We start from the raw sequence: 21,731 nt of genomic DNA on the forward strand, positions 1-21,731 counted from the left end.
TCCCGGCGGTGTGACAGTCTCTCGACGGAGGAAATTTAATGGCCGTAGCCGCGAATAAACGCTCTATTATGACGTTGTTCTCAGACAGTATTGATATTTATAGTCACCAGGTACGTATTGTGCTGGCCGAAAAAGGCGTGGGTGTAGAAATCAGTTATACCGACCCAAGCAACCTGCCAGAAGACCTGTTAGATCTGAACCCGTACGGCACGGTTCCTACCCTTGTTGACCGCGAACTGGTCCTATACAAGTCGCATATCATCATGGAGTACCTGGACGAGCGCTTCCCGCATCCTCCATTGATGCCGGTTTATCCGGTATCGCGCGGGCAATCTCGTTTGATGATGCACCGTATCGAGCATGACTGGTATTCATTGGCTGCCAAGATTTTCCGTGGCGAAGGTGATGTGGAAGCTGCGCGAAACGAACTGCGCGAAGCCCTGCTGTCGCTGGCCCCGGTGTTCTCAGAAATGCCGTATTTTATGAATGAAGAATTCAGCCTGGTGGATTGCTATCTGGCTCCACTGCTGTGGCGTTTGCCGGCGTTGGGTATTGAATTAAAAGGCGCTGGTGCCAAGGAAATTAACGCGTATATGACCCGCATTTTCTCGCGCGGCTCATTTAAAGCGTCGCTGACGGATCAGGAACGCGAAATTCACAACCCATTATGAGTACTATGACATCTAACCAACCCTATCTGCTGCGTGCCTTTTTTGACTGGATAGTGGATAACCAGATGACGCCATATATTGTGGTGGATGCCACTAATGCTCTGGTGGAGGTGCCGCAAGAATTTGTCAAAGATGGCCAGATAGTGCTGAATGTATCGCCATCAGCCTGTGCCAACTTTACGTTGGACCTGGAGTTTTTAGCCTTTCAGGCCCGTTTTGGCGGCCAGCCCCGGCAGATCCGTATGCCGTGCCAGGCAATCATGGCCATTTATGCCCGTGAAAATGGTGCAGGTACGGTGTTCGCGGTAGACGAAGAGCTTACCGCAGCTAGCAGCGAAGAGCCGGCTACCAGCACGCCTGAGGCGTCTGAGCCAGCTACCCGACCTTCTGGTGACACCAGTGAGGGTGATGCCGACAACGCGCCGGTCCCGCCGAAAAAAGGCAAGCCAAATCTTAAAGTGATCAAGTAGACTAAAAAAGCTTCCCCCCTGGGAAGCTTTTTTTTTGGCTCGCGCCTGGGAAAGGGGAATGCCAGGCTAGGGCATCAGGAACAAGGTGGCGGTGCCTAGAAAGGCAAAGATCCCCACCACATCAGTGATGGTAGTTAAGATCACGCTGCCCGCCAGCGCCGGGTCTATCCGCAGCTTTTTCATAATGATGGGAAGGGTGGCCCCGGCCAGCGCCGCAGCCAGTAAGTTCACCATCATGGCAAAGGCAATAATGGCCCCTAACATCAGGTTTTGCTTCCACAGAGCAATCACAGAAGCAATCAGCACTGCCCAGATCACACCGTTTAAAAAGCCGATAGCCAGCTCCTTACTGATCAGCCAGCGCGAGTTGCTTGGATTCACATGGCCCAGCGCCATCCCGCGGATCACCAGGGTCAGGGTCTGATTACCGGCCACGCCACCCATGCTGGGCACGATGGTGTTCAATATGGCCAGCACGGCCAGTTGACTCAGGGTAGCTTCAAATAAATCACTGACCGCGGCGGCCATCAGTGCAGTGACCAGGTTGACCCCCAGCCACACCGAGCGGCGCTGGGTACTCTGCCACACCGGGGCAAAGGTATCTTCTTCGTCATCCAGACCGGCCATGCTCATCATAGAGTGTTCGGCGTCTTCGCGAATAATATCCACCACATCGTCGATGGTGATCCGGCCCACTAAGCGGTACTTGTCATCCACCACCGGCGCAGAAAGCCAGTTATAGCGCTCAAACAGGCTGGCGACTTCATCATCAGGCATATTCACCGGGATGGCTTCGGCATCATCATCCATCACCTCCGATACGGTGTCTTCCGGGTCGGCGGTGAGCAGACGGGCCACCGGCACCAGTCCGACCAGGTTGTCGGTGCGGTTGACCACATAAAAGGTATCGGTGTTTTCCGGCAGTTCCCCTTTGAGCCTGATATAGCGTAGCACCACATCCACGGTCACATCCGGACGCAGCGTGATGGTGTCGGTGTTCATGATGAAACCGGCGGTTTCCTCACCGTAGGACAATGCCTGCTCGGCGCGCAGCCGATCCTGGGTGTCCATGGATTGCAGAATATCCTGCAACACTTCATCCGGCAGACTGCTTAAAGTCTCGGCCAGATCATCGGTGTCCATTTCTTCCAGCGCGTCCACCACGCTGACCGGCGCCATCTTGGTGATGATGCCGTTACGTACATCTTCGGAGAGTTCTTCTAGGATATCGCCGTGCAAATCGCCGTCAATCAGCTCCCATAGCTCATCACGGGTTTTGGTGGGGCTGGACTCCAGTACCAGAGCCACATCCGATGGTGGCAGCTCGTGCAGCATTTTGCGTACCGCCACAAAGCGCCCGGCCGAAAGCGCTGCGTTTAAGGTACGCAGCTGACTTTGTGCAAATTTTGATTCCAGTGCTTCTGCCACAGTGTGTCGGGTCCGAAATAAAAAGGGTCGCTGAAAGATGCTGTGCGCCAGCTTATGGCCGGCGGCGTGTGCCGAACTTATTCGTCTTCGTTAAACCGTCCGGCAATCAATGATTCAATGGCCTGCATGGCTGCTTCGGCATCCGGGCCATCACTGATCACGGTAACCTGCTCGCCCTGGTGACTTTCCAGCATCATCAGCCCCAGCACACTGTTGGCATCGGCGGTTTTATCGCTTTTGACCAGGGTGATGTGAGCATCAAACTGATTGGCCAAAGACACCAGCTGCGTGGCGGCGCGGGCATGGAGGCCCAGTTTATTAACAATGGTCAGTTGCTTTTCTATTTTCATTGTTTTGCCAGCTCCCGATGCCGGATCTGTACATCCGGATGAATATCACGAAAGGTTTTGGCCAGGGTCTGAGCCACAAACACTGAACGGTGCTGACCACCGGTGCAGCCAATGGCAATGGTGACATAACTGCGATTATTACGTTCTAGGTGAGGCAGCCAGGTGGTGATCAGATTTTGGATTTGCCAGATAAACTTGGTTACCATGGGTTGCGAGCCTAAAAAGACTTCCACCGGGCCGTCCAGGCCAGTCAGATGTTTCAGATCCGGTTCCCAGTGGGGATTAGGTAAAAACCGCGCGTCAAAGACATAGTCGGCATCTTTAGGGATACCATGCTTAAAGCCGAACGATTCAAACACCATTACCAGCCGCGAGCTTTTTTTGCCCAGGATCCGCTCCCGAATCAGTTCGGCCAGTTGGTGGATAGACAGCGAGTCGGTATCAATGTACAAATCAGCGCGTTCGGCAATCGGCGCCAGCAGCTCGCGTTCGGTGTGAATAGCATCGGCCAGCGATTTATTCATCTTAGCCAGCGGGTGCAAGCGGCGGGTTTCACTAAACCGTTTTACCAGGATATCGTCGCTGGCATCGATATACACCACGGTCATGCCCCAGGATTCGGGCAAATAATCGAGGATTTCCACCAGTTCATTGGGATCTTTGGGCAGGTTACGCACATCAATGCTGACCGCGACCTGATCATATTCTTCAGACACCGAATGGGTCAGCGCAGGCAATAAATTGACCGGGATATTATCGACACAGTAATAGCCTAAATCTTCCAGCGCCCGCAGCGCCACCGATTTACCTGAACCAGAACGGCCACTGATGATGATAAGTTTCAACGCGTGTCTCCCTGCCGTATGCAACTAGGATGCTGTGATTTATTGTAGTGCTGTGACTATATCATCACTGGTGGCAGCGCGGCGAATGGCTTTTACGGTTTCTTTATCATTTAGTTTACCGGCCACCATGGCCAGCGTTTGCAGATGTCCTTCGGTTTGTTCTTCAGGAACCAGCAGGGTAAAAAAGATATCCACCGGCTTATTGTCGATGGCATCAAAGTCGATGGCTGGCTCACTGGTTACCACAATGGCGATAACGCGGTCTAAGCCTGGCAGGCGGCCGTGGGGCAGGGCAATACCATTACCGATGCCGGTGCTACCCATGCGCTCACGGTTGAGCAAACTGGAGAGCACAGTACCTTGCTCGATCTCAGGATTGTTCTGGGCAGCGATGTCGCTGATGATCTCCAGAATCCGTTTCTTACTATTGCACTGGACCGCACATTTTGTGCGGTCCAGGCTGACAAGGGTTTGAATATCCATACCAGACATTAGTGTTTTTTCAGTTTTTCCTTATGCTTGATAACCTGGCGGTCGAGCTTATCAATCATACTGTCAATGGCGGCATACATATCCGTATTCTCGGACGATGCAAATACCTCTGCACCGCTTAAATGAACCGTAGCTTCAGCTTTTTGTGTCAATTTTTCAACATTCAAAATGACATGCACATTAGAAATGTGGTCAAAATGGCGTTCCAGCTTACTAAATTTTGAATCGACATAGTTACGCAAAGAATCAGTGATCTCAACATGATGACCAGTAAGGTTTATTTGCATATTTCGTCTTCCTTATTGTGAAGCTCGCCTTTACTGCTAGATAAGGCTCTTGCGTTGGTTAGACGGGGGAATCGATAACGACTCCCGGTATTTTGCAATTGTCCGCCGGGCAACTTTAATGCCTTGCTCGGCCAACAATGTCGCAATTTTGCTGTCGCTTAACGGTTTGCTGGGGGTCTCAGCGGCCACCAGTTTTTTGATTAAAGCACGAATCGCAGTGGAAGAACATTCCCCGCCGGATTCTGTAGCTACATGGCTGGAGAAAAAGTACTTCAGCTCAAAAATACCGCGCGGCGTGTGCATGTATTTTTGCGTGGTAACACGTGAAATGGTGGACTCGTGCATATCGACCATCTCGGCCACATCATTAAGCACCATTGGCTTCATCATTTCCGGGCCGTGCTCAAAAAACGCCATCTGCTGCTGCACAATACAATTGGCCACTTTCAAAAGGGTTTCATTGCGCGATTCTAAGCTTTTGATAAACCACTTGGCTTCCTGCATATGCGAACGAATAAACTGCGAGTCGCTGCTATTACGCGCGCGCCGGCTCATTGCGGCATATTGCTGATTTACACTTAATTTGGGCAGGCTGTCCGGGTTTAGTTCCACATTCCAGCGCCCATTTTTTTTGCTTACTGACACATCGGGAATGACATATTCAGGCTCTTTGGTCACCAGCGCGCTACCCGGGCGTGGATTTAGGGTTTGCAGCAACCGCATGGCTTCACGCAACTGGTCTTCTTTCAAACGGGTCTTGCGCATCAGGGTACGGTAATCTTTGCTGCCTAATAAATCCGAATATTCCTGCAGTAGCATGGTGGCTTCGGCTACCCATGGGGTGTCTGGAGCAAACTGCTTTAATTGCACCAGCAGACATTCCTGCGGCGTACGTGAGCCAGAGCCAATGGGGTCAAACATCTGAATGCGTTTAAGCACACATTCCACCTCATCGGCTTCCACCAGCTCTTCCATGTCTTCATCGTTGACGCTTTGTAGAATGTCGTCAACAGTCACGGTCAGGTAACCCGACTCGTCAATGGAGTCGATGATAGCGGTGGCAATCGCCCGGTCGGTGTCTGAAAAATGGGTCAGACGCATCTGCCACAGCAGGTGGTCCTGAATATTTTCGGTGGTTTCGCCCTGAAACACTTGGTCTTCATCATTACTGGGGCCGGGCGCAGGCGCCGACGAGGCCGAATAGTATTCGTCCCAGGTGCTGTCGATGGGCAACTCATCAGGTAAATCGTTTTTTTCCAGCGCTTCGCCAGAGTCTAAATTGTCTGACGTACTGGCGGTGGCATCGGCCCCGTCACTGTCGCTATCGAGGTTATTCTTTTCGCTGACCTCGTTATCGCCAGACTCATCCACTTCCAGTAACGGATTGGAATCAAGCGCTTCCTGAATTTCCTGTTGCAGATCCAACGTCGACAGTTGCAACAACTTGATAGCCTGCTGCAATTGCGGCGTCATGGTTAACTGTTGACTAAATTTTAGCTGTAAAGATGGTTTCATCTACGTCTTATTTAAAATTCTGGTACGCGTTTACAAAAAAGGTGACAGATGCGGCTAACAACAGTGTTTGCTTAAACTATAGCCTGAATTGTTCACCCAGGTATACATCCCGTACTTTCTGGTTGCTTAATACTTGTTCAGCACTGCCCTGGGCAATTAGCTCACCATGACTAACGATATACGCTTCTTCACAGACATCGAGGGTTTCGCGCACATTATGATCAGTGATCAAAATACCGATACCGCGGTCACGCAAATGCTGAATAATTTTTTTAATGTCGTTTACTGATATAGGGTCAACACCGGCAAAGGGTTCATCCAGTAAGATAAACTGTGGGTCGGCGGCCAGCGCGCGGGCAATCTCTACCCGGCGTCGCTCCCCGCCTGACAAACTCATCCCTGTACTATTACGTATATGGTTGATATTGAATTCATCAAGTAGCGCATCGGCTTCTTCTTCACGTTTGTCGGCCGACAAATCTTTACGGGTTTCCAAAATGGCCATGATATTTTCAAGCACGGTCAGTTTGCGAAAAATCGACGCTTCCTGCGGCAGATACCCAATACCCTTGCGAGCGCGTTCGTGCATCGGCTGGTGAGTCAGCTCATGCTCATCAATGGCAATTTTGCCTTTATCCAGCGGCACCAGACCCACAATCATGTAAAAGGTTGTGGTTTTACCGGCCCCGTTCGGGCCCAGCAGACCAACGATTTGACCGGTCGAGACCGCTAGGCTGACATCGGTCACCACCTGGCGGGATTTATATGCCTTGGCCAGATTGGAGGCTGTCAATGTTGCCATAGTTGTTAGTTACCTTTACTGCGCGATTGTGAGTTGTCTTGTTTGTCCTCAGCAGCCTTTTTTTGCCCATCGCTAAGCTGTTTTACGGCATTGGGACGAAAGATTGTCTTGACCCGGCTTTCTTTATCATCAGAGCTGCTGGTTGCCAGCAATTGCTCTTTAACCATGTCATAGGTGATGGTGTCGCCCTGCACCATACTGGTGTTCTGGCGGATCTGAGCATTGCCTGACATAGAGATAGTGCGCTTATCGACTTCATAACGCAGTTCATTGGCCTGGGCCTGCACCTTGCTGCCATCATCCATGGTTTGCGAATAGGTGGCCGGATTACCGCGGGCAATCATAATTTCACGGCCTTGTCCCTGCTGTGCATTCACCTCGACCTCATCGGCCTGGATGGTCAGCGACCCCTGGGTAATGACCACATTGCCTTTAAACCGCGTGATCTTGTTTTTGCCGTCCATCGACTGCGTGCGGGCGTCCACCGCAATGGGTTTTTGAAAATCGGCGGAGCCGGCATAGGCAGCAGGGCTGCTCAACGCCAGGGCCACTGCACTAGCGGCCAGTAGAGTAAACAGTTTGTACATGGTCAATTAACTCATATTCCTGGGTGCGAAGATCGCCTGTGATGCCATTGCTTTTTACCGTGAATTCAACACCGTGAATTGCCACCGGCTGATTGCTCGACAAGGTTTTATCTTCTAAATTAATCCTAATAAAATCAGTAGTTATACGGCTGACATACTCATTTGGCTGTAAACTTTTTACGATGACATCGGCTTCCAGCTCAATCAAATTATTGTTGTATAGCGTGCCTTCTTTGGCGGTCACCTGCCATGGGCTTTCGCCGCTGTCCATGTAGACGGTGTACTGGGGTTTGCCAAATAGTACAAAGCCCAGCTGGTCATAATGTTCCATGCTGGTGGCAAAAACCCTGTGATTAAGTTTGCCCTGCGCATCATACAAGGTGGTGGTCAGATTTTTGGCTGTGTACGCCGGCTTTAGCGCGTCACTGGTGGCCCCGTCCGGTAACCCTGGCGGTTCGGCCAACCACACCGGCAAATACACCAGCAGCACCAGCGTAAACAGCGCCGCAATGGTTAAGCCTAAACGGCTCATACACTGGCACCGCGGGTATGATGGTCTTCACCTTTTGCCTGTAAGATCACATCACACAATTCGCGTACTGCGCCAAAGCCACCCGGCTTGGTCAGTACCCAGTTGGCTGCAGCGGCCACCCGGGGGTGTGCATCTTTGACCGCCACCTTAGTGTCGGCAAACGAATACATGCCTAAATCCGGCACATCATCACCAATGGCGGCGACCTCTGACGGACTTAAATCCAACTCATCCAGCAGCGCCGACAGGGCACTGGCCTTATCTTCGGCGCCCTGCACTATGTGCTGAACGCCCAGAGCCTGCATGCGCTGACTCACGATATTAGAAGAGCGCCCGGTGATAACAGCAACCTTTGTGCCACTATTTATCAGCGCTTTGACCCCAAAGCCATCGCGGGTATGAAAAGCCTTAAGTTCTTCGCCATCATTGCCCAGATAAATGCGGCCATCAGAAAACACCCCATCCACATCACACACCAGCAATTGCAGGCGGCGCAAGCGATCAAAGGTTTGCTCATCAATCATGCCGTAATGAGTGACTACACGTGACATTATAAAACTCCGGCTTTTAAAAGCATGTGCATGTTAAAGGCGCCCACCGGACGACGCTTGGCATCGACCACCATCAGGGCTGTAATTTTATGTGTTTCCATCAGATTCAGGGCTTCCACCGCTAGTATTGCCGCATCGACAGTTTTGCCGCCCCGGGTCATCACCTGGCTGATTGGCGTTTGATGAATATCGACCCGGGCATCCAGCACCCGGCGTAAATCGCCATCGGTAAAGACTCCGGCCAGGATGCCACTGTCATCAATGATCCCGGTCATGCCCAGGCCTTTGGTGGAAATCTCCAGCAAGGCGGCACTGACCGTGGCGTTTGCGTCAACCAGTGGCAAGGCCTGCCCCTGCAGCATCAAATCTTCGACTTTCAATAATAGCTTACGGCCAAGGCTGCCGCCTGGATGGGATAGGGCAAAATCGTTAGACGTAAAGCCACGGGCATCCAGCAGTGCGATGGCCAGGGCATCGCCGAGCACCAGCGTGGCGGTGGTGCTGGCGGTGGGAGCCAGATTCAGCGGGCAGGCTTCCTGGGCCACCTGAATATTTAATACCACATCGGCATGCTGGCCTAAACTGCTGGCCTGGCTGTTAGTCATGGCGATGACCGGCACCCCCAGGCGCTTAACCACTGGTAGCAGGTTTAATAGTTCACTGGTTTCACCGGAATTTGAAATGGCCAGCAGAACATCGTCTTTACCCAGCATGCCGAGGTCGCCATGGTTAGCCTCTCCCGGGTGCATAAAAAACGCCGGTGTGCCAGTGCTGGCCAGGGTCGCAGCGATTTTGTGGCCAATATGGCCCGACTTGCCCATGCCGCTGACCACCACCTTGCCCTGACAGCCCATTAACAGGCGACAGGCACTGACGAAGTGACTGTCTAAGCGTTCGTGCAATGCCGTGATGGCATCGGTTTCTATGTCAATCACGCGCCGGGCTGACGCTAAAAATGAATCGTGCATACCCTGTTACCCAAATAGCCAATACTGGTAGCCCAAAAAGGCCGCGAGCAGTAAGCTGCCTTCGAGCCGGCCGATTTGTTTTTTGCCGATAATGCTAAAACTAAAGAAAAACAGCATGCCGGTGAGTCCGGCCATCACAAACATATCGCGGTTATACACATCCGGGTCAACCGGACCGGGCGCGATCAGGCCAGGCATACTTAATACCGCTAGCAGGTTGAAAATGTTTGAGCCAATGATATTGCCCAGGGCCAGATCATCTTCACCTTTCATCACCCCGGCAATACTGGCAGCTAACTCTGGCAGGCTGGTTCCCAGCGCAATGATGGTCAGGCCGATGACCAGGTCACTGATGCCAAAGTAGCGAGCGATAAAAACCGCCGAATCGACAATATAATTAGCACTTAAAGGTAACAACACCAGGCCGATGCCGATCCACATCACCGCAGTGCCAGTGTTGACCCCAGAGGGGATCTCATCAGCGGTTTCGGCCATCAGTGGGTCTTCTTTATCCACCTGCAGCGATAACCAGGCCATGCCGGCCAGGACAAAGATAAACAGCCCAAACAAAATCAGGCCTTCAATGTGAGCCAGCTTGCCATTGTACAAAAAGCCCATGGCCAGAAGGGTGATGAGCAGCAAAGCCGGCATTTCGCGTTTTAAGGTGGTGGAAGAGACCACTAACGGTTTGACTAACACAGTGATGGCCAGCACCAGACCAATGTTGGTGATATTTGAACCCAGCGCATTACCCACAGCGGTATCTGGAGAGCCGTTCACTGAGGCAATCAGTGATACCACAATTTCTGGCGCCGATGAGCCCATGGCCACAATGGTCAGGCCGATCATCATCGGCGAGATGCCAATGTTTTTCGCCAGGGCTGAAGCACCGTACACAAAACGATCCGCCGCCCAGCTAAGAATCACCAGTCCGATAATGAATATGAAAACCTGTAACAGCACGCTGAATTCTATGATGATGAGTTTGCAGCGATTGTCGCAGAATCAACAGCTTTTGCCTATGGCTATCGCAACAAATCCCGCTGCCTGGGCTTATCGCCCGGCGCATTTATTTGAGATGGGTGTCCAGTGAGGAAGGTGGGTGTCCAGTGAAGGGGGTGGGTGTCCAGTGAAGGGGGGGGGTGTCCAGTGAAGGAGGTGGGTGTCCAGCGAAGGAGGTGGGTGTCCAGTGAGGAAGGTGGGTGTCCAGTGAGGAAGGTGGGTGTCCAGTGACAGGGCCACAATGTGTGTGGCTCAGGCAACACCGGGGGACAGATATAGTGGCGGTTGGTCGTGCAAATTGATCAATTGGTCGGCAAGGTGAATAGCTGACGGTGGAAGAACGGTCTTAAATCTTCATATGCAGGCACCTGGCCCGACACTTGCTTTGAGCCAGGTAAACCACCGGATGGTTGGTTTGAACAAGAATGCCATTCGGCTTTTTAGAACATAACTTGTAACTAAATCCTTTTGGTCGCGCTGTTGAAATCATCGTACAATGAACCTAATTACACTGGTCAGTAAACTTTGTGGCGACTGGGCAGACAAAGTCGCACCACGCAATCGGGTGGTCGCACCTATACAGTAAGGATTTTTAAAGCGTTGGTATGGATAATTTAGTCGACATAGACAACTTGACCTTTCGCCGTGGCGAGCGGGTTATTTACGACGATATTTCGTTGCATGTGCCCCGGGGTAAAATTACCGCGGTGATGGGGCCCAGCGGGATTGGTAAAACCACTCTGCTGAAATTGATTGGCGGGCAGCTGCAACCAGATGCCGGCGATATCCGTTTTGACGGCGACTCGATTGTGGCCATGAGCCGCAGTGAGTTGTATCAGACCCGGCGGCGCATGAGCATGCTGTTTCAAAGCGGCGCGTTGTTCACGGATATGACAGTGCACGACAATGTGGCGTTTCCGCTCAAGGAACATACCCGGCTGGACAAGGACATCATTGATACCATCGTCAAGCTTAAGTTGCAGGCTGTGGGCCTGCGCGGTGCCAGCCGTATGATGCCCAGCGAGCTCTCTGGCGGCATGGCGCGGCGGGCGGCGCTGGCCCGGGCCATCGCGCTGGACCCGGATTTAATCATGTACGATGAGCCGTTTGCCGGCCAGGACCCCATCTCTATGGGCGTGTTGGTCAAGCTGATCCGAGAGCTGAACGATGCGTTGAATGTGACCAGTATTGTGGTGACCCACGATGTAACCGAGGTCATGACCATCGCCGACCACATTTATATTCTGGCTGATCGAAAGATCATCGGTGAAGGCAGTGCCGAAGAGATCCGCAACAGTGACTCGCCGCTGGTACAGCAGTTTTTAAAAGGTGAGGCAGACGGGCCGGTACCGTTTCATTATCCATCGGATAATCTAGAGTCGGCTTTATTTGGAGACCGCGCATGAATCCGATCCAGGCCTTAGGCGCAAACACCATCGCTCGGATCAGTGCGGCGGGGCGGGCTGCCCTGATGTTGTTTGGTGCATTGTTCGCCATGCCCAAACTGAAAAATATCCCGCTGACCATTAAACAAATTTATGTTGTAGGTGTGCAATCTTTGCTCATCATCATCGTATCTGGGTTATTCATCGGAATGGTAATGGCACTGCAAGGCTATACCATTTTGGTCGACTATGGCGCCGAGGGCAGCCTGGGGCCGATGGTGGCATTGTCACTGCTACGCGAATTGGGGCCGGTGGTCACCGCCTTGCTGTTTGCCGGCCGTGCTGGCTCGGCGCTTACCGCAGAAATTGGTCTGATGAAAGCCACCGAGCAATTGAGCAGCCTGGAAATGATGGCGGTAGATCCGTTGCGCCGGGTGGTGTCACCGCGGTTTTGGGCGGGGGTGATCTCGATGCCTATGCTGGCGGTCATCTTCAGTGCGGTGGGGATCCTGGGCGGCCACCTGGTGGGCGTTGACTGGTTAGGCGTTGATGGCGGTAGTTACTGGTCGTTGATGCAATCGTCGGTGGAATGGGGCTCAGATGTGGGCAATGGGGTGATAAAAAGCCTGGTTTTTGCCCTGGTTGTGACCTGGATTGCCATATTTAAAGGCTATGATTCTATTCCGACCTCGGAAGGGATCAGCAAGGCCACCACGGAAACCGTGGTATTTTCATCTTTAGCAGTACTGGGGCTGGACTTTGTGCTTACCGCCCTGATGTTTGGAATTGAGTAAGGGAACAACATGACAAAACATAAAGCAGAGCTACTGGTTGGCGTATTTGTGGTCCTGACCATTGGCGCGGTCTTGCTGCTGGCATTAAAGGTGGCTAACCAGTCGATGGCGACCAGTGAGGATTCATACACCCTGTATGCCAAGTTTGACAATATCGGTGGCCTCAAAGAGCGCTCGGCAGTCAAAGTGGGCGGGGTCACCGTAGGTCGGGTAGCGTCCATCAGTCTGGATAAAAAAGACTACACACCGGTGGTCGAGCTGAGCATTATGAAAAAATACAGCGAGTTTCCTGAAACCAGTTCGGTTTCAATTTTAACGTCAGGCCTGCTGGGTGAACAGTATGTGGGTTTTCAGCCTGGCTTTTCTTTTGACGGTATCGCCAATTTAGAAGATGGCGATTATTTGCAGGACACCAAGTCGGCGCTGGTTTTGGAAGACCTGATTGGCCAGTTTTTGTTTAATCGTGGTGACAGTGAAGAATAATGTATAGCAGGAGAATTCCCGTGAAAAAATTTATGACCGCCGTAGGCATGACCATGCTGTTGGCAACCAGCGCTGTGCAGGCGCAAGAAGCGAATGACGATAATCCATATGTGATGATCAAAGATGTGGCCATGCAAACCTTTGATCGCATCAAAGATAGCCAGGACGGCATTAAAGACGATCCTGAGAAGATGCGCGTCATCATGGAAGAAGAATTGCTGCCTCACGTGGATTACAAATTTGCCGCTTATAAAGTGTTGGGCAAGCATGCCGCCTCGGTACCGCGCGATAAGCTGGCTGAGTTTGTGAAAGTCTTTCGCGAATACTTGATCACCACCTATGCAGTAGCGATGAGCTACTATGATAACCAGGAAGTAGTATTCGAACCGGCCCAGGAAGTGGGCGACTCCAGCTATGTGGTGGTACGGGCGATTGTTAAGGATCCCAGCCGGCCGGAAATCAAGGTTGCATTTAAAGTGCGTAAAGACTCCAGAACCAATGAGTGGCGCGCCTTTGACATGGTGGCCGAAGGGATCAGCATGCTAGACAGCAAACGCAGCGAGTTTGAAACCATCATTCGTCAGGAAGGCATTGATAAAGTCATTGCGCTGATGCAGGAAAAAATTGCCAATCCGGTGCAGCTCAAAGAAGAGCTCGACCCAGAGAAAACCGCGTGAGTTTGTTTCAGGTCGACGATAACGGGGTGGTCAATATTCATGGCCACCTGGACCGCGATACCCTATCCAAAAACTGGTGGCCCAGCCTGGCCAGCGCAAAGCAACAGCAACTACGCCAGCGTGGTAACTGTGTAATGGATTTAAGTGAAGTTGAGCGGGTCGACAGTGCCGGGTTAGCCTGGTTGATTAACGCCGTACGCGATGGTCGTCAGCAACAGGTGGCGATCACCTTTAAGGCCGTGCCTGAAAAGCTGACCAAGCTGGCTAAAATCAGCGACGCCGCCGGCCTTTTACCTGTACAATAGTGTTTAAGTAATACCAATAGAGCAACAAGATTTATGCAACTAGCTGAAATTGAAGCAATGTTGAAAGAAGCATTGAACCTGGCCGAAGTCCACGTAAAAAGTGATGGCTCACATTTTACCATTATTGCGGTCAGTGATGAGCTGGCCCAGATGAGCCGGGTCAAACGTCAACAGGCCATTTATGGGCCACTGACTGACAAAATCGCCGATGGCAGCATGCATGCTATTTCCATAAAAACCTTCAGCGAAGCAGACTGGCAGCGTGAGCGTCAGTTTCATGTAGCGCAATAATCTGAGCCTGTCTTGTGGATAAACTTGTCATAAAAAAATCACCGGCGCTGCATGGTGATGTGCGCATCTCTGGGGCCAAAAATGCGGCGCTGCCGTTATTGATGACCAGCCTGCTGACCGATCAGCAATGCCGTTACACTAATGTGCCGGCTTTGCGGGATATCAACACTACCACCGCGCTGCTTAAAGAGCTGGGCGTGGCGGTGGTGTGTGAAGGCGATGAAGTACGTCTGACTGCTGCAGACCTGCACAGTGTTACAGCGTCTTATGACCTGGTGAAAACCATGCGGGCTTCGATTCTGGTACTCGGCCCGTTACTGGCCAGGCACGGCAGAGCCAATGTGTCTTTGCCGGGCGGGTGTGCCATTGGAGCGCGGCCGGTCAATTTACATCTGGCGGGCCTGGAGCAAATGGGCGCGCACATTGAAGTGGAAGAAGGCTACATTCGTGCCCATGTAGATGGTCGCTTAAAAGGCGCACGTATCTTTATGGACATGGTCAGTGTCGGCGCCACCGAAAATCTGATGATGGCAGCGGCGCTGGCAGACGGTGAGACGGTGCTGGAAAACGCGGCCCGCGAGCCCGAAATTGTGGATTTGGCTAACTGTCTGAACCAAATGGGCGCGCAGGTTCGCGGCGCCGGCAATGACACCATCCACATCACAGGTGTCCCTGCGCTTAACGGCTGCGACTACCGGGTATTACCGGATCGTATCGAAACCGGCACTTTTTTGGTGGCCGCAGCAGTGACCGGCGGTAAAGTTCGCTGCACTCACGCTGCACCAGAAACCCTGGATGCAGTACTAAATAAACTGCAGCAGGCAGGCGCTAAGATCACCTGTGGTGACGACTGGATTGAACTGGATATGGAAGGGCGCAAACCCAAAGCGGTCCAGGTGAAAACCGCGCCGCACCCGGCATTTCCTACCGATATGCAGGCGCAGTTTGTCACCCTCAACTGCGTAGCCGAAGGTACTGGGGTAGTCACCGAAACCATCTTTGAAAACCGCTTTATGCATGTGCCTGAATTACAGCGTATGGGGGCAGAGATAGCCCTGGAAGCCAACAGTGCAGTGTCGAAAGGCTCATCCAAGTTGCGCGGCGCGCCAGTCATGGCTACCGATTTACGCGCCTCAGCCAGCCTGGTCATTGCCGGCCTGATTGCCGACGGTGAGACCCATGTGACGCGCATTTATCATCTGGACCGTGGCTATGAAGCCATTGAGCAAAAGCTTAGCGGGTTGGGTGGTATTATCAGCCGGGTCAAAGATACTCACTAATGCCCGACTAAATGGTTTTCTTACGTAATTATACAAACGCTGCCTTGGAGCAGCGTTTTTTATGTGTGCTTACATCATGTTAACACGCATGCATAAAATCTAATCAGTTACGCATAGGCTGGCATACGGTGGGTGATGACAAAATACCCGGATCATGGCCGAATCTGACAAAATAATGTCCTTGGGTGATGCATCTTAAATTAAATACAGTATACTCTCGATAATCTTCGCTTTGAGTTGCGGTTTGGTTGTACGCCATGTAGCGGTGTCATGTTTGTGGTTGGCAGGATGCCAACAAAACAGTCTCCCAAAAGCGCAGAGATGATAAGAATAAAAGAGGTGTTAACGTACGTATGCAGGGAAAAGTTGGTTTGAAATACGTTATCTTTCGGCTTCGTCCATACCTAGAGCTCCGCCATTCCATCCCCACCGTGCTGTTCGCGCTGATGGTGATGACAATGTTGTTTATCGGGGAGCCGCCATACGCACTGGCAGACGAAAATCATGACGATGGGCTTAAAACAGCGCATCAGGAGAACAAGCCGTCTCCTCAGCAAAAAAAATCACCCGGCAAAGTCAATAACGGCTGAGCCGGACTTGCGGTGGCAGAGCCGGTTATCCGCCCAGCTCTGCCACCGTCACTTCCATCGACATTACTTTTCCATTACGACTGACCCGCAGCTCCAGCGTTGTGCCTGGTTGAGTTTCTGCGATCATATCCAGCGTTTTGGCTGCACTTTCCAGCTTTACGCCGTTGATGGCTAAAATCACATCATCAGGTTGTAAGCCAGCCTGTGCCGCCGGACTTTGCTTAGCCACTGCGGTCACCGCCACGCCCGGGCCATTGAGAATTTCTTTTCCGATAAAGCCCAGTTGACCCCGCGTCACGCGGCCCTCAGTGATAATTTCATCCATCACTCGTTTGGCCAGTTCATAAGGTACCGCAAAGTTGATACCGTCCACATTGCGCACGCCATTGCGGCCATCTCTGACCTGAAAGTTGGCATTGGTGATCCCCACCAGCAAGCCATTACTGTCGACCAGCGCGCCGCCAGAGTTGCCCTGATTAAGCACCGCATCGGTCTGGATAAAATCCACAAAGTTCGACAACCCGGTACGGCCGGCGCGGCTGACAATGCCATGAGTGACGGTCTGGCCTAAATCAAACGGGTTACCAATCGCCATCACCATATCGCCGACACTGACCGCCGGGTCATCGGTTTGCGGGATCACGTTAAGATTTTCGGCTTTGACTTTGAGTACCGCCAGGTCGGTGTACTGATCGGTACCAACAATTTGGGCTTCGATAACCTGGCCATCCTGCACAGCCACTACAATACTGTCAGCATTTTGCACAACATGGTTACAAGTAAGAATGTAGCCGGACTCAGTCATGATCACCCCAGAGCCCAAACTGGTGCGTTCCCGCGGGCGGCTTCGAAACAAGCCCACATCATTTTCGATGCTGACACTGTAGATGTTGACCACTGCCGGGCCAGCGCGGCTGATGGCTTCTTTATAGCTATTGCGGCCGGCATGGCCGCTGGGCGCAGACAACCAGTCGGGCAGGGTGTAACCGCCACGCAAAGAGGGCACCAACAACAGCATGATAGCCGCAACTACCACACCCAGGATGACAGAGTTAACTAAAAAACGAATCACTGGCCTGCTCGACACCGTGGTTATATGAGTGGCTGCCGATGCGCCAACAGCCGGGCGGCGGCAGGGTATATAGTGCAAGCAAGAATAACATCGTTAAAAAAGATGTCCAAAACAATCTGTCCGCAGCAGTTTGGCTAAGTTCTTGAGCATCAATAAAAAAGGCTGCCGGTGAGGGCAGCCTTATAAATACTTATGGAATGCCAGCGTTACTGGCGGATCACCAGATAGCGGGTCGAGGCACCACGCTTGATGTTAAGTGCAATCACGCCCTGGGCCTGCTCCAACGCATCGCGCAGCTCAGACACCGCCGTGACCCGGGTGCGATTCACACTGACAATCACATCCTCTGGCTGCAGGCCGATGCGCGCGGCCGGGCTGCCACGAGCCAGCTCTACCACTTCAACCCCGGCATTGCCGGCTGCATCTTCTCCGTTGGCCAATTCGGCACCCTCTAGTGCCGGGTGAAGCTGTGCCGCGGTAACTTGGGTGTCACTGGCATCGTCCAGGGTCACCTCGACCTTTTCGGTCTTGCCCTTACGCAAAATAGTCAGTTCAACTTCGGCACCGGCGCCCATACTGGAAATACGCGCTGCCAGTTCCCGGAAGCTGCTTAACTTGCGACCGTTCACCGCAGTGATGATGTCGCCGGCTTGCAAGCCAGCAGCTTCGGCTGCCGACTCTGGCTGCACCTCGCTGACAAACGCACCACGGTTAACCTGCACATTCATGGCGTCAGCCAAAGCAGCATCTACATCCTGACCCAGGATCCCCAGCAGACCGCGGCGGACTTCGCCAAACTCGGCAATCTGATCGACCAGGTTTTTCATCATATTGCTGGGAATGGCAAACCCAATGCCCACATTGCCGCCGTTGGGGCCAAAAATGGCAGTGTTGATGCCCACCAATTCACCGTTTAAGTTAACCAGCGCACCGCCAGAGTTACCGCGGTTAATGGCCGCGTCGGTTTGAATAAAATCTTCGTAGCCGCCAATGTTCAGGCCGGAGCGCCCTAACGCACTAACAATGCCGGAAGTCACTGTTTGTGACAAGCCAAAGGGGTTACCAATGGCCACTACAAAATCACCCACCAAAATGGCATCGGAGTCTGCAATGGGCAGCGCAGTCAGATTTTCCGGGTCGATTTTCAGCAGGGCAATATCGCTTTGCTCATCAGCACCCAGTTTTTTGGCTTTTAACTCACGGCCATCTTTAAGCTTGACGGTAATTTCATCGGCATTGTCCACCACATGGTTGTTGGTGACCACATAGCCTTTGTCGGCATCAATAATCACGCCGGAGCCTAAGCCTCGAAATGGTCGCTCCTGCAGCTGTTCCTGCGGGCCGCCAAAAAAGTAACGGAACATCTCAGGTACTTGCTGCCGGGCGGTCTGAGTGCCTTCAACCGAAATGCTGACTACCGCCGGTGTGGCCTCCTGCAGCATCGGCGCCAGCGATGGCACTTCCTGTTTGCCGTCGCTAAAAAACGGCAACCCGGCCTGCGCCGGCAGGCTCATGGCCGCCGTGCTGGCCAGTAGCCCGGAAATCACAGCAATCTGACGAAAAGATTTATTCATGTTCGCTTACACTCCTCACGATTATTGCGAAACGTCTGTGTTTTCAGACAGACACAAAAAAAGTATGAAAAGTTCCTATTTTTGCTTCTTGTTTGCGGCCGACGGCGCCTCGGTGTCGACAAACAACCCCGAACCTGAGTTGGCAAAGTCCCGGGGCTGGGTGCTGGCCACACTGGTTACCGCGGCTTTTTCGCGGCCTTTCAAATTGTTGCGCAGGTAGGTCGACGCCTGCTCGCCGTAGAATGGCACAGCGCTATTGTCATCCTCGTTGCCATTTTTTAGCAGGGATTCATATTCTTCCAGCTGCATACGCAGTGACTGACACTGGTTCTCCAGGGTATCTACAATCTGGCGGGTCTGGTGGAAATGATGATCGGCTTGCTGCGCCATGATCTCTTTCACATTTTTTTCCGCCTGTTTGGCTGCCTTGCCATTGCTGTCATTGGCATACCGATAGCGGGCTACAAAAAAGCCGATGATCAAACCGACCACTAATAACGCAACAGGAATTAACACTTCCATTTAGTTCTCCGATAAATTCAGCGCCGGTATTCAGCTGCTTACTTTACTTACTACTGTGATTGCACACACCAGGTTCAGGCTGACAGCCCGCGCGCAGGCGACTGATGTGACGGTTAAAATTGACGTTGTGGTGAGCTTTTTCACCACACCATGAATAAGGTATGATTGCAACACTGTCAGCCGCTAAAGCTGGTACGGGTACTCCCACAGGCGAGTAATGCAATCGTACGCAATTCTACCTGTTTTTGGGAACAAAATAAGCGCAAGGCCGGCCTTTTTCAAGCAGGTCGGTGCAGCTAATTATATATTTTAGTTTGGCCGGAGATGTAGTAGTCATGACACCGTGGGAACGTTATCAAGCGGATCTGGAGCAGCCCGATTTTCATCACGATCCGGCGCAGGAAAATGCTGTACGCCAGTTGCAGCGTTTATATGATGACCTGGTCAATCAGGTGCAGGAAAGCCGGTCGCTGGCCACCCGGGTAAAAAGCTGGTTTGGTCAGGCGCCAGCGCCTGAGCCGGTCAAAGGCTTATATTTTTATGGGGGGGTGGGCCGTGGCAAAACCTATCTGGTGGACACCTTTTACGAATGCCTACCGTTTGACAAAAAAATGCGGGTGCATTTTCATCGCTTTATGCATCGGGTGCATGATGAGCTTAAACAGCTGCCTCAGTCTCAGGACCCGCTTAAAATCATTGCCGCCAAACTGGCCAAAGAAACCCGTATCATTTGTTTTGATGAGTTTTTCGTCTCGGATATCACCGATGCCATGATTCTGGGCACGCTGATGCAGGAGCTGTTCGGCCATGGCATTTCACTGGTGGCCACTTCCAATATTGTGCCTGATGAATTGTATAAAAACGGCTTACAACGCGCGCGCTTTTTGCCAGCCATCGCACTTATTAACAAGCATACCGAGGTGGTGAGTGTCGACAGTGGCATTGATTATCGCCTGCGCACCCTTGAACAAGCCGAGATTTATCACTACCCGCTGGATGCTGCGGCCACGGCTAATTTAAATGAATACTTTGTGCAACTGGCACCTGAAAAGGGGACCGAGAATGCGGTGATTGAAATCAATAACCGGCATATTCAAACCTGCTGGAACGCCGATGGCGTGATGATGGTTGAATTTAAGGCTTTGTGTGAAGGGCCGCGCAGCCAAAGCGACTACATTGAAATCAGCCGGTGTTATCATTCGGTGTTGCTTGCCAATGTGCGCCAGATGGGGCAGCACAACGACGATACCGCACGCCGCTTTATTGCCATGGTTGACGAATTTTACGAGCGCCATGTTAAGCTGATTATTTCAGCCGAAGTGGCGCTGGATAAGCTATATACCGAAGGCAAACTAACTTTTGAATTTAGGCGCTGCCTGAGCCGCTTAAAAGAAATGCAGTCGCACGATTACCTGGCAGAACAGCACTTGCCTTAAAGCACTGTATTGCCGCGGTGTTTCTGGGTACACTTCACCGGACAAAATTTAAGACCGGCGCCAGTCAGCGGCGCCCGCATCAACAAGAGAACCACGATGGGAAGAGCATTTGAAGTAAGAAAGGCAGCCATGGCCAAGACCGCCGGCGCCAAAACCAAGGTTTATTCAAAATACGGTAAAGAGATCTATGTGTGCGCCAAAAATGGCGGCACCGATCCGGAGACCAACCTGTCGCTGCGCCGTTTGATGGACAAAGCCAAAAAAGACCAGGTGCCGGCGCATGTTATCGATAAAGCCATCGACAAAGCTGCCGGCGGTGCCGGTGAAAATTATGAACCCGCGCGCTACGAAGGCTTCGGCCCGGGCAATTGTATGGTGATTGTCGACTGTCTGACGGACAACGCCAACCGTACCATTACCGATGTACGCAACTGCTTTACCAAGACCAATGCAAAAATTGGCGGCCCGGGCGCGGTTAGTCATATGTTTGATCATCAGGCAGTATTCCAGTTTGCCGGCGATGACGAAGATGCAGTGCTAGAAGTATTGATGGAAGCGGATGTGGATGTCACTGAAGTGGAAGCCGATGATGGCATGATCACTGTGTATGCGCCGCATACCGAATTTAATAATGTCAAAACCGCACTGGCCGAAGCCTATCCAGAGTTAAGCCTGGAAACCGAAGAAATTACTTTCATCCCCCAGACCGAAACCGATATCAGCGAAGAAGATTTGCCGATGTTTGAAAAGTTCATGGATATGCTTAACGACTGCGACGATGTGCAGGATGTCTATCATAACGCTAATTTGCCGAAATAACGG

Annotated in this window: 27 protein-coding genes; 12 read left to right on the plus strand and 15 right to left on the minus strand. The window is 52.1% G+C overall.

What is annotated here, in order from left to right:
* The first annotated feature begins 38 nt into the window (after nucleotides 1–38).
* Together sspA and ACTUJZ_RS06425 are read left to right on the plus strand one after the other, a co-directional pair.
* Nucleotides 39–671: a stringent starvation protein SspA gene (gene sspA / locus ACTUJZ_RS06420; RefSeq protein ID WP_463635466.1), complete on the plus strand. Its 633-nt coding sequence runs from the start codon at nucleotides 39–41 to the stop codon at nucleotides 669–671.
* Nucleotides 668–1,141: a ClpXP protease specificity-enhancing factor gene (locus ACTUJZ_RS06425; RefSeq protein ID WP_463635467.1), complete on the plus strand. Its 474-nt coding sequence runs from the start codon at nucleotides 668–670 to the stop codon at nucleotides 1,139–1,141. The genes sspA and ACTUJZ_RS06425 overlap by 4 nt, the downstream gene beginning before the upstream one ends.
* A 66-nt stretch (nucleotides 1,142–1,207) precedes the next feature.
* Here ACTUJZ_RS06425 and mgtE read toward each other — a convergent pair whose 3' ends face one another.
* The 12 genes from mgtE to ACTUJZ_RS06485 form a co-directional block, all read right to left on the minus strand.
* Nucleotides 1,208–2,569: a magnesium transporter gene (gene mgtE / locus ACTUJZ_RS06430; RefSeq protein ID WP_463635468.1), complete on the minus strand. Its 1,362-nt coding sequence runs from the start codon at nucleotides 2,567–2,569 to the stop codon at nucleotides 1,208–1,210.
* A 77-nt stretch (nucleotides 2,570–2,646) separates the two neighbouring features.
* Entirely contained in the window at nucleotides 2,647–2,919 is a 273-nt protein-coding gene (locus ACTUJZ_RS06435) for an HPr family phosphocarrier protein (protein WP_463635469.1), read from the minus strand.
* On the minus strand, nucleotides 2,916–3,764 hold the full coding sequence (gene rapZ / locus ACTUJZ_RS06440; protein WP_463635470.1) for an RNase adapter RapZ: 849 nt from the start codon (nucleotides 3,762–3,764) through the stop codon (nucleotides 2,916–2,918). Before rapZ ends, ACTUJZ_RS06435 begins: the two co-directional genes overlap by 4 nt.
* 39 nt (nucleotides 3,765–3,803) lie before the next feature.
* Nucleotides 3,804–4,247, minus strand: coding sequence for a PTS IIA-like nitrogen regulatory protein PtsN (gene ptsN / locus ACTUJZ_RS06445; RefSeq protein WP_463635471.1), 444 nt, complete (start codon nucleotides 4,245–4,247; stop codon nucleotides 3,804–3,806).
* 8 nt (nucleotides 4,248–4,255) lie between these two features.
* Complete coding sequence (gene hpf, locus ACTUJZ_RS06450) at nucleotides 4,256–4,543, minus strand: ribosome hibernation promoting factor (RefSeq protein WP_463635472.1); 288 nt, start codon at nucleotides 4,541–4,543, stop codon at nucleotides 4,256–4,258.
* Nucleotides 4,544–4,579: 36 nt separating this feature from the next.
* Nucleotides 4,580–6,058: an RNA polymerase factor sigma-54 gene (locus tag ACTUJZ_RS06455; protein ID WP_463635473.1), complete on the minus strand. Its 1,479-nt coding sequence runs from the start codon at nucleotides 6,056–6,058 to the stop codon at nucleotides 4,580–4,582.
* A 76-nt stretch (nucleotides 6,059–6,134) separates the two neighbouring features.
* Nucleotides 6,135–6,860, minus strand: coding sequence for an LPS export ABC transporter ATP-binding protein (gene lptB / locus ACTUJZ_RS06460; RefSeq protein ID WP_463635474.1), 726 nt, complete (start codon nucleotides 6,858–6,860; stop codon nucleotides 6,135–6,137).
* A gap of 5 nt (nucleotides 6,861–6,865) precedes the next feature.
* Nucleotides 6,866–7,447 (minus strand): lipopolysaccharide transport periplasmic protein LptA, encoded by a 582-nt coding sequence (gene lptA / locus ACTUJZ_RS06465; RefSeq protein WP_463635475.1) that lies wholly within the window; start codon nucleotides 7,445–7,447, stop codon nucleotides 6,866–6,868.
* The gene (gene lptC, locus ACTUJZ_RS06470; RefSeq protein ID WP_463635476.1) at nucleotides 7,416–7,979 is read right to left on the minus strand and encodes an LPS export ABC transporter periplasmic protein LptC; all 564 of its coding nucleotides are present in this window, start codon (nucleotides 7,977–7,979) and stop codon (nucleotides 7,416–7,418) included. Before lptC ends, lptA begins: the two co-directional genes overlap by 32 nt.
* Nucleotides 7,976–8,530 carry a 3-deoxy-manno-octulosonate-8-phosphatase KdsC gene (gene kdsC, locus ACTUJZ_RS06475; protein WP_463635477.1) on the minus strand — a complete coding sequence of 185 codons (555 nt, stop codon included), beginning with the start codon at nucleotides 8,528–8,530 and terminating at the stop codon, nucleotides 7,976–7,978. The genes lptC and kdsC overlap by 4 nt, the downstream gene beginning before the upstream one ends.
* Nucleotides 8,530–9,498, minus strand: a complete 969-nt coding sequence (locus ACTUJZ_RS06480) for a KpsF/GutQ family sugar-phosphate isomerase (protein ID WP_463635478.1) — start codon at nucleotides 9,496–9,498, stop codon at nucleotides 8,530–8,532. The genes kdsC and ACTUJZ_RS06480 overlap by 1 nt, the downstream gene beginning before the upstream one ends.
* 6 nt (nucleotides 9,499–9,504) lie before the next feature.
* Entirely contained in the window at nucleotides 9,505–10,461 is a 957-nt protein-coding gene (locus ACTUJZ_RS06485; protein WP_463635479.1) for a calcium/sodium antiporter, read from the minus strand.
* A 644-nt stretch (nucleotides 10,462–11,105) separates the two neighbouring features.
* On the opposite strand from ACTUJZ_RS06485, the gene ACTUJZ_RS06490 reads away from it, so the two are divergent.
* From ACTUJZ_RS06490 to ACTUJZ_RS06525, 8 genes are all read left to right on the plus strand, one after another.
* Nucleotides 11,106–11,906 carry an ATP-binding cassette domain-containing protein gene (locus ACTUJZ_RS06490; RefSeq protein ID WP_463635480.1) on the plus strand — a complete coding sequence of 267 codons (801 nt, stop codon included), beginning with the start codon at nucleotides 11,106–11,108 and terminating at the stop codon, nucleotides 11,904–11,906.
* A complete protein-coding gene (gene mlaE / locus ACTUJZ_RS06495) occupies nucleotides 11,903–12,679 on the plus strand; it encodes a lipid asymmetry maintenance ABC transporter permease subunit MlaE (protein ID WP_463635481.1) in 777 nt (258 codons plus the stop codon). The genes ACTUJZ_RS06490 and mlaE overlap by 4 nt, the downstream gene beginning before the upstream one ends.
* A 9-nt stretch (nucleotides 12,680–12,688) precedes the next feature.
* Entirely contained in the window at nucleotides 12,689–13,162 is a 474-nt protein-coding gene (gene mlaD / locus ACTUJZ_RS06500; protein ID WP_463635482.1) for an outer membrane lipid asymmetry maintenance protein MlaD, read from the plus strand.
* A 20-nt stretch (nucleotides 13,163–13,182) separates the two neighbouring features.
* A complete protein-coding gene (locus tag ACTUJZ_RS06505) occupies nucleotides 13,183–13,839 on the plus strand; it encodes an MlaC/ttg2D family ABC transporter substrate-binding protein (protein ID WP_463635483.1) in 657 nt (218 codons plus the stop codon).
* Complete coding sequence (locus tag ACTUJZ_RS06510; protein WP_463635484.1) at nucleotides 13,836–14,144, plus strand: STAS domain-containing protein; 309 nt, start codon at nucleotides 13,836–13,838, stop codon at nucleotides 14,142–14,144. The genes ACTUJZ_RS06505 and ACTUJZ_RS06510 overlap by 4 nt, the downstream gene beginning before the upstream one ends.
* A 33-nt stretch (nucleotides 14,145–14,177) precedes the next feature.
* Entirely contained in the window at nucleotides 14,178–14,435 is a 258-nt protein-coding gene (locus ACTUJZ_RS06515) for a BolA family protein (protein ID WP_463635485.1), read from the plus strand.
* A 14-nt stretch (nucleotides 14,436–14,449) separates the two neighbouring features.
* Entirely contained in the window at nucleotides 14,450–15,715 is a 1,266-nt protein-coding gene (gene murA, locus ACTUJZ_RS06520; protein ID WP_463635486.1) for a UDP-N-acetylglucosamine 1-carboxyvinyltransferase, read from the plus strand.
* Between the two features lie 353 nt (nucleotides 15,716–16,068).
* A complete protein-coding gene (locus ACTUJZ_RS06525) occupies nucleotides 16,069–16,305 on the plus strand; it encodes a hypothetical protein (RefSeq protein ID WP_463635487.1) in 237 nt (78 codons plus the stop codon).
* A 25-nt stretch (nucleotides 16,306–16,330) separates the two neighbouring features.
* Here ACTUJZ_RS06525 and ACTUJZ_RS06530 read toward each other — a convergent pair whose 3' ends face one another.
* The 3 genes from ACTUJZ_RS06530 to ACTUJZ_RS06540 form a co-directional block, all read right to left on the minus strand.
* The gene (locus ACTUJZ_RS06530; protein WP_463635488.1) at nucleotides 16,331–17,392 is read right to left on the minus strand and encodes a trypsin-like peptidase domain-containing protein; all 1,062 of its coding nucleotides are present in this window, start codon (nucleotides 17,390–17,392) and stop codon (nucleotides 16,331–16,333) included.
* 191 nt (nucleotides 17,393–17,583) lie between these two features.
* Nucleotides 17,584–18,951, minus strand: coding sequence for a DegQ family serine endoprotease (locus ACTUJZ_RS06535; protein ID WP_463635489.1), 1,368 nt, complete (start codon nucleotides 18,949–18,951; stop codon nucleotides 17,584–17,586).
* Nucleotides 18,952–19,026: 75 nt separating this feature from the next.
* Nucleotides 19,027–19,473, minus strand: a complete 447-nt coding sequence (locus ACTUJZ_RS06540) for a ZapG family protein (RefSeq protein ID WP_463635490.1) — start codon at nucleotides 19,471–19,473, stop codon at nucleotides 19,027–19,029.
* 335 nt (nucleotides 19,474–19,808) lie between these two features.
* On the opposite strand from ACTUJZ_RS06540, the gene zapE reads away from it, so the two are divergent.
* Nucleotides 19,809–20,909 carry a cell division protein ZapE gene (gene zapE / locus ACTUJZ_RS06545; RefSeq protein ID WP_463635491.1) on the plus strand — a complete coding sequence of 367 codons (1,101 nt, stop codon included), beginning with the start codon at nucleotides 19,809–19,811 and terminating at the stop codon, nucleotides 20,907–20,909.
* A 96-nt stretch (nucleotides 20,910–21,005) separates the two neighbouring features.
* Nucleotides 21,006–21,728, plus strand: a complete 723-nt coding sequence (locus ACTUJZ_RS06550) for a YebC/PmpR family DNA-binding transcriptional regulator (protein ID WP_463635492.1) — start codon at nucleotides 21,006–21,008, stop codon at nucleotides 21,726–21,728.
* Nucleotides 21,729–21,731: the final 3 nt, after the last annotated feature.

The organism is Alteromonas sp. WD8-37, assembly GCF_055326825.1.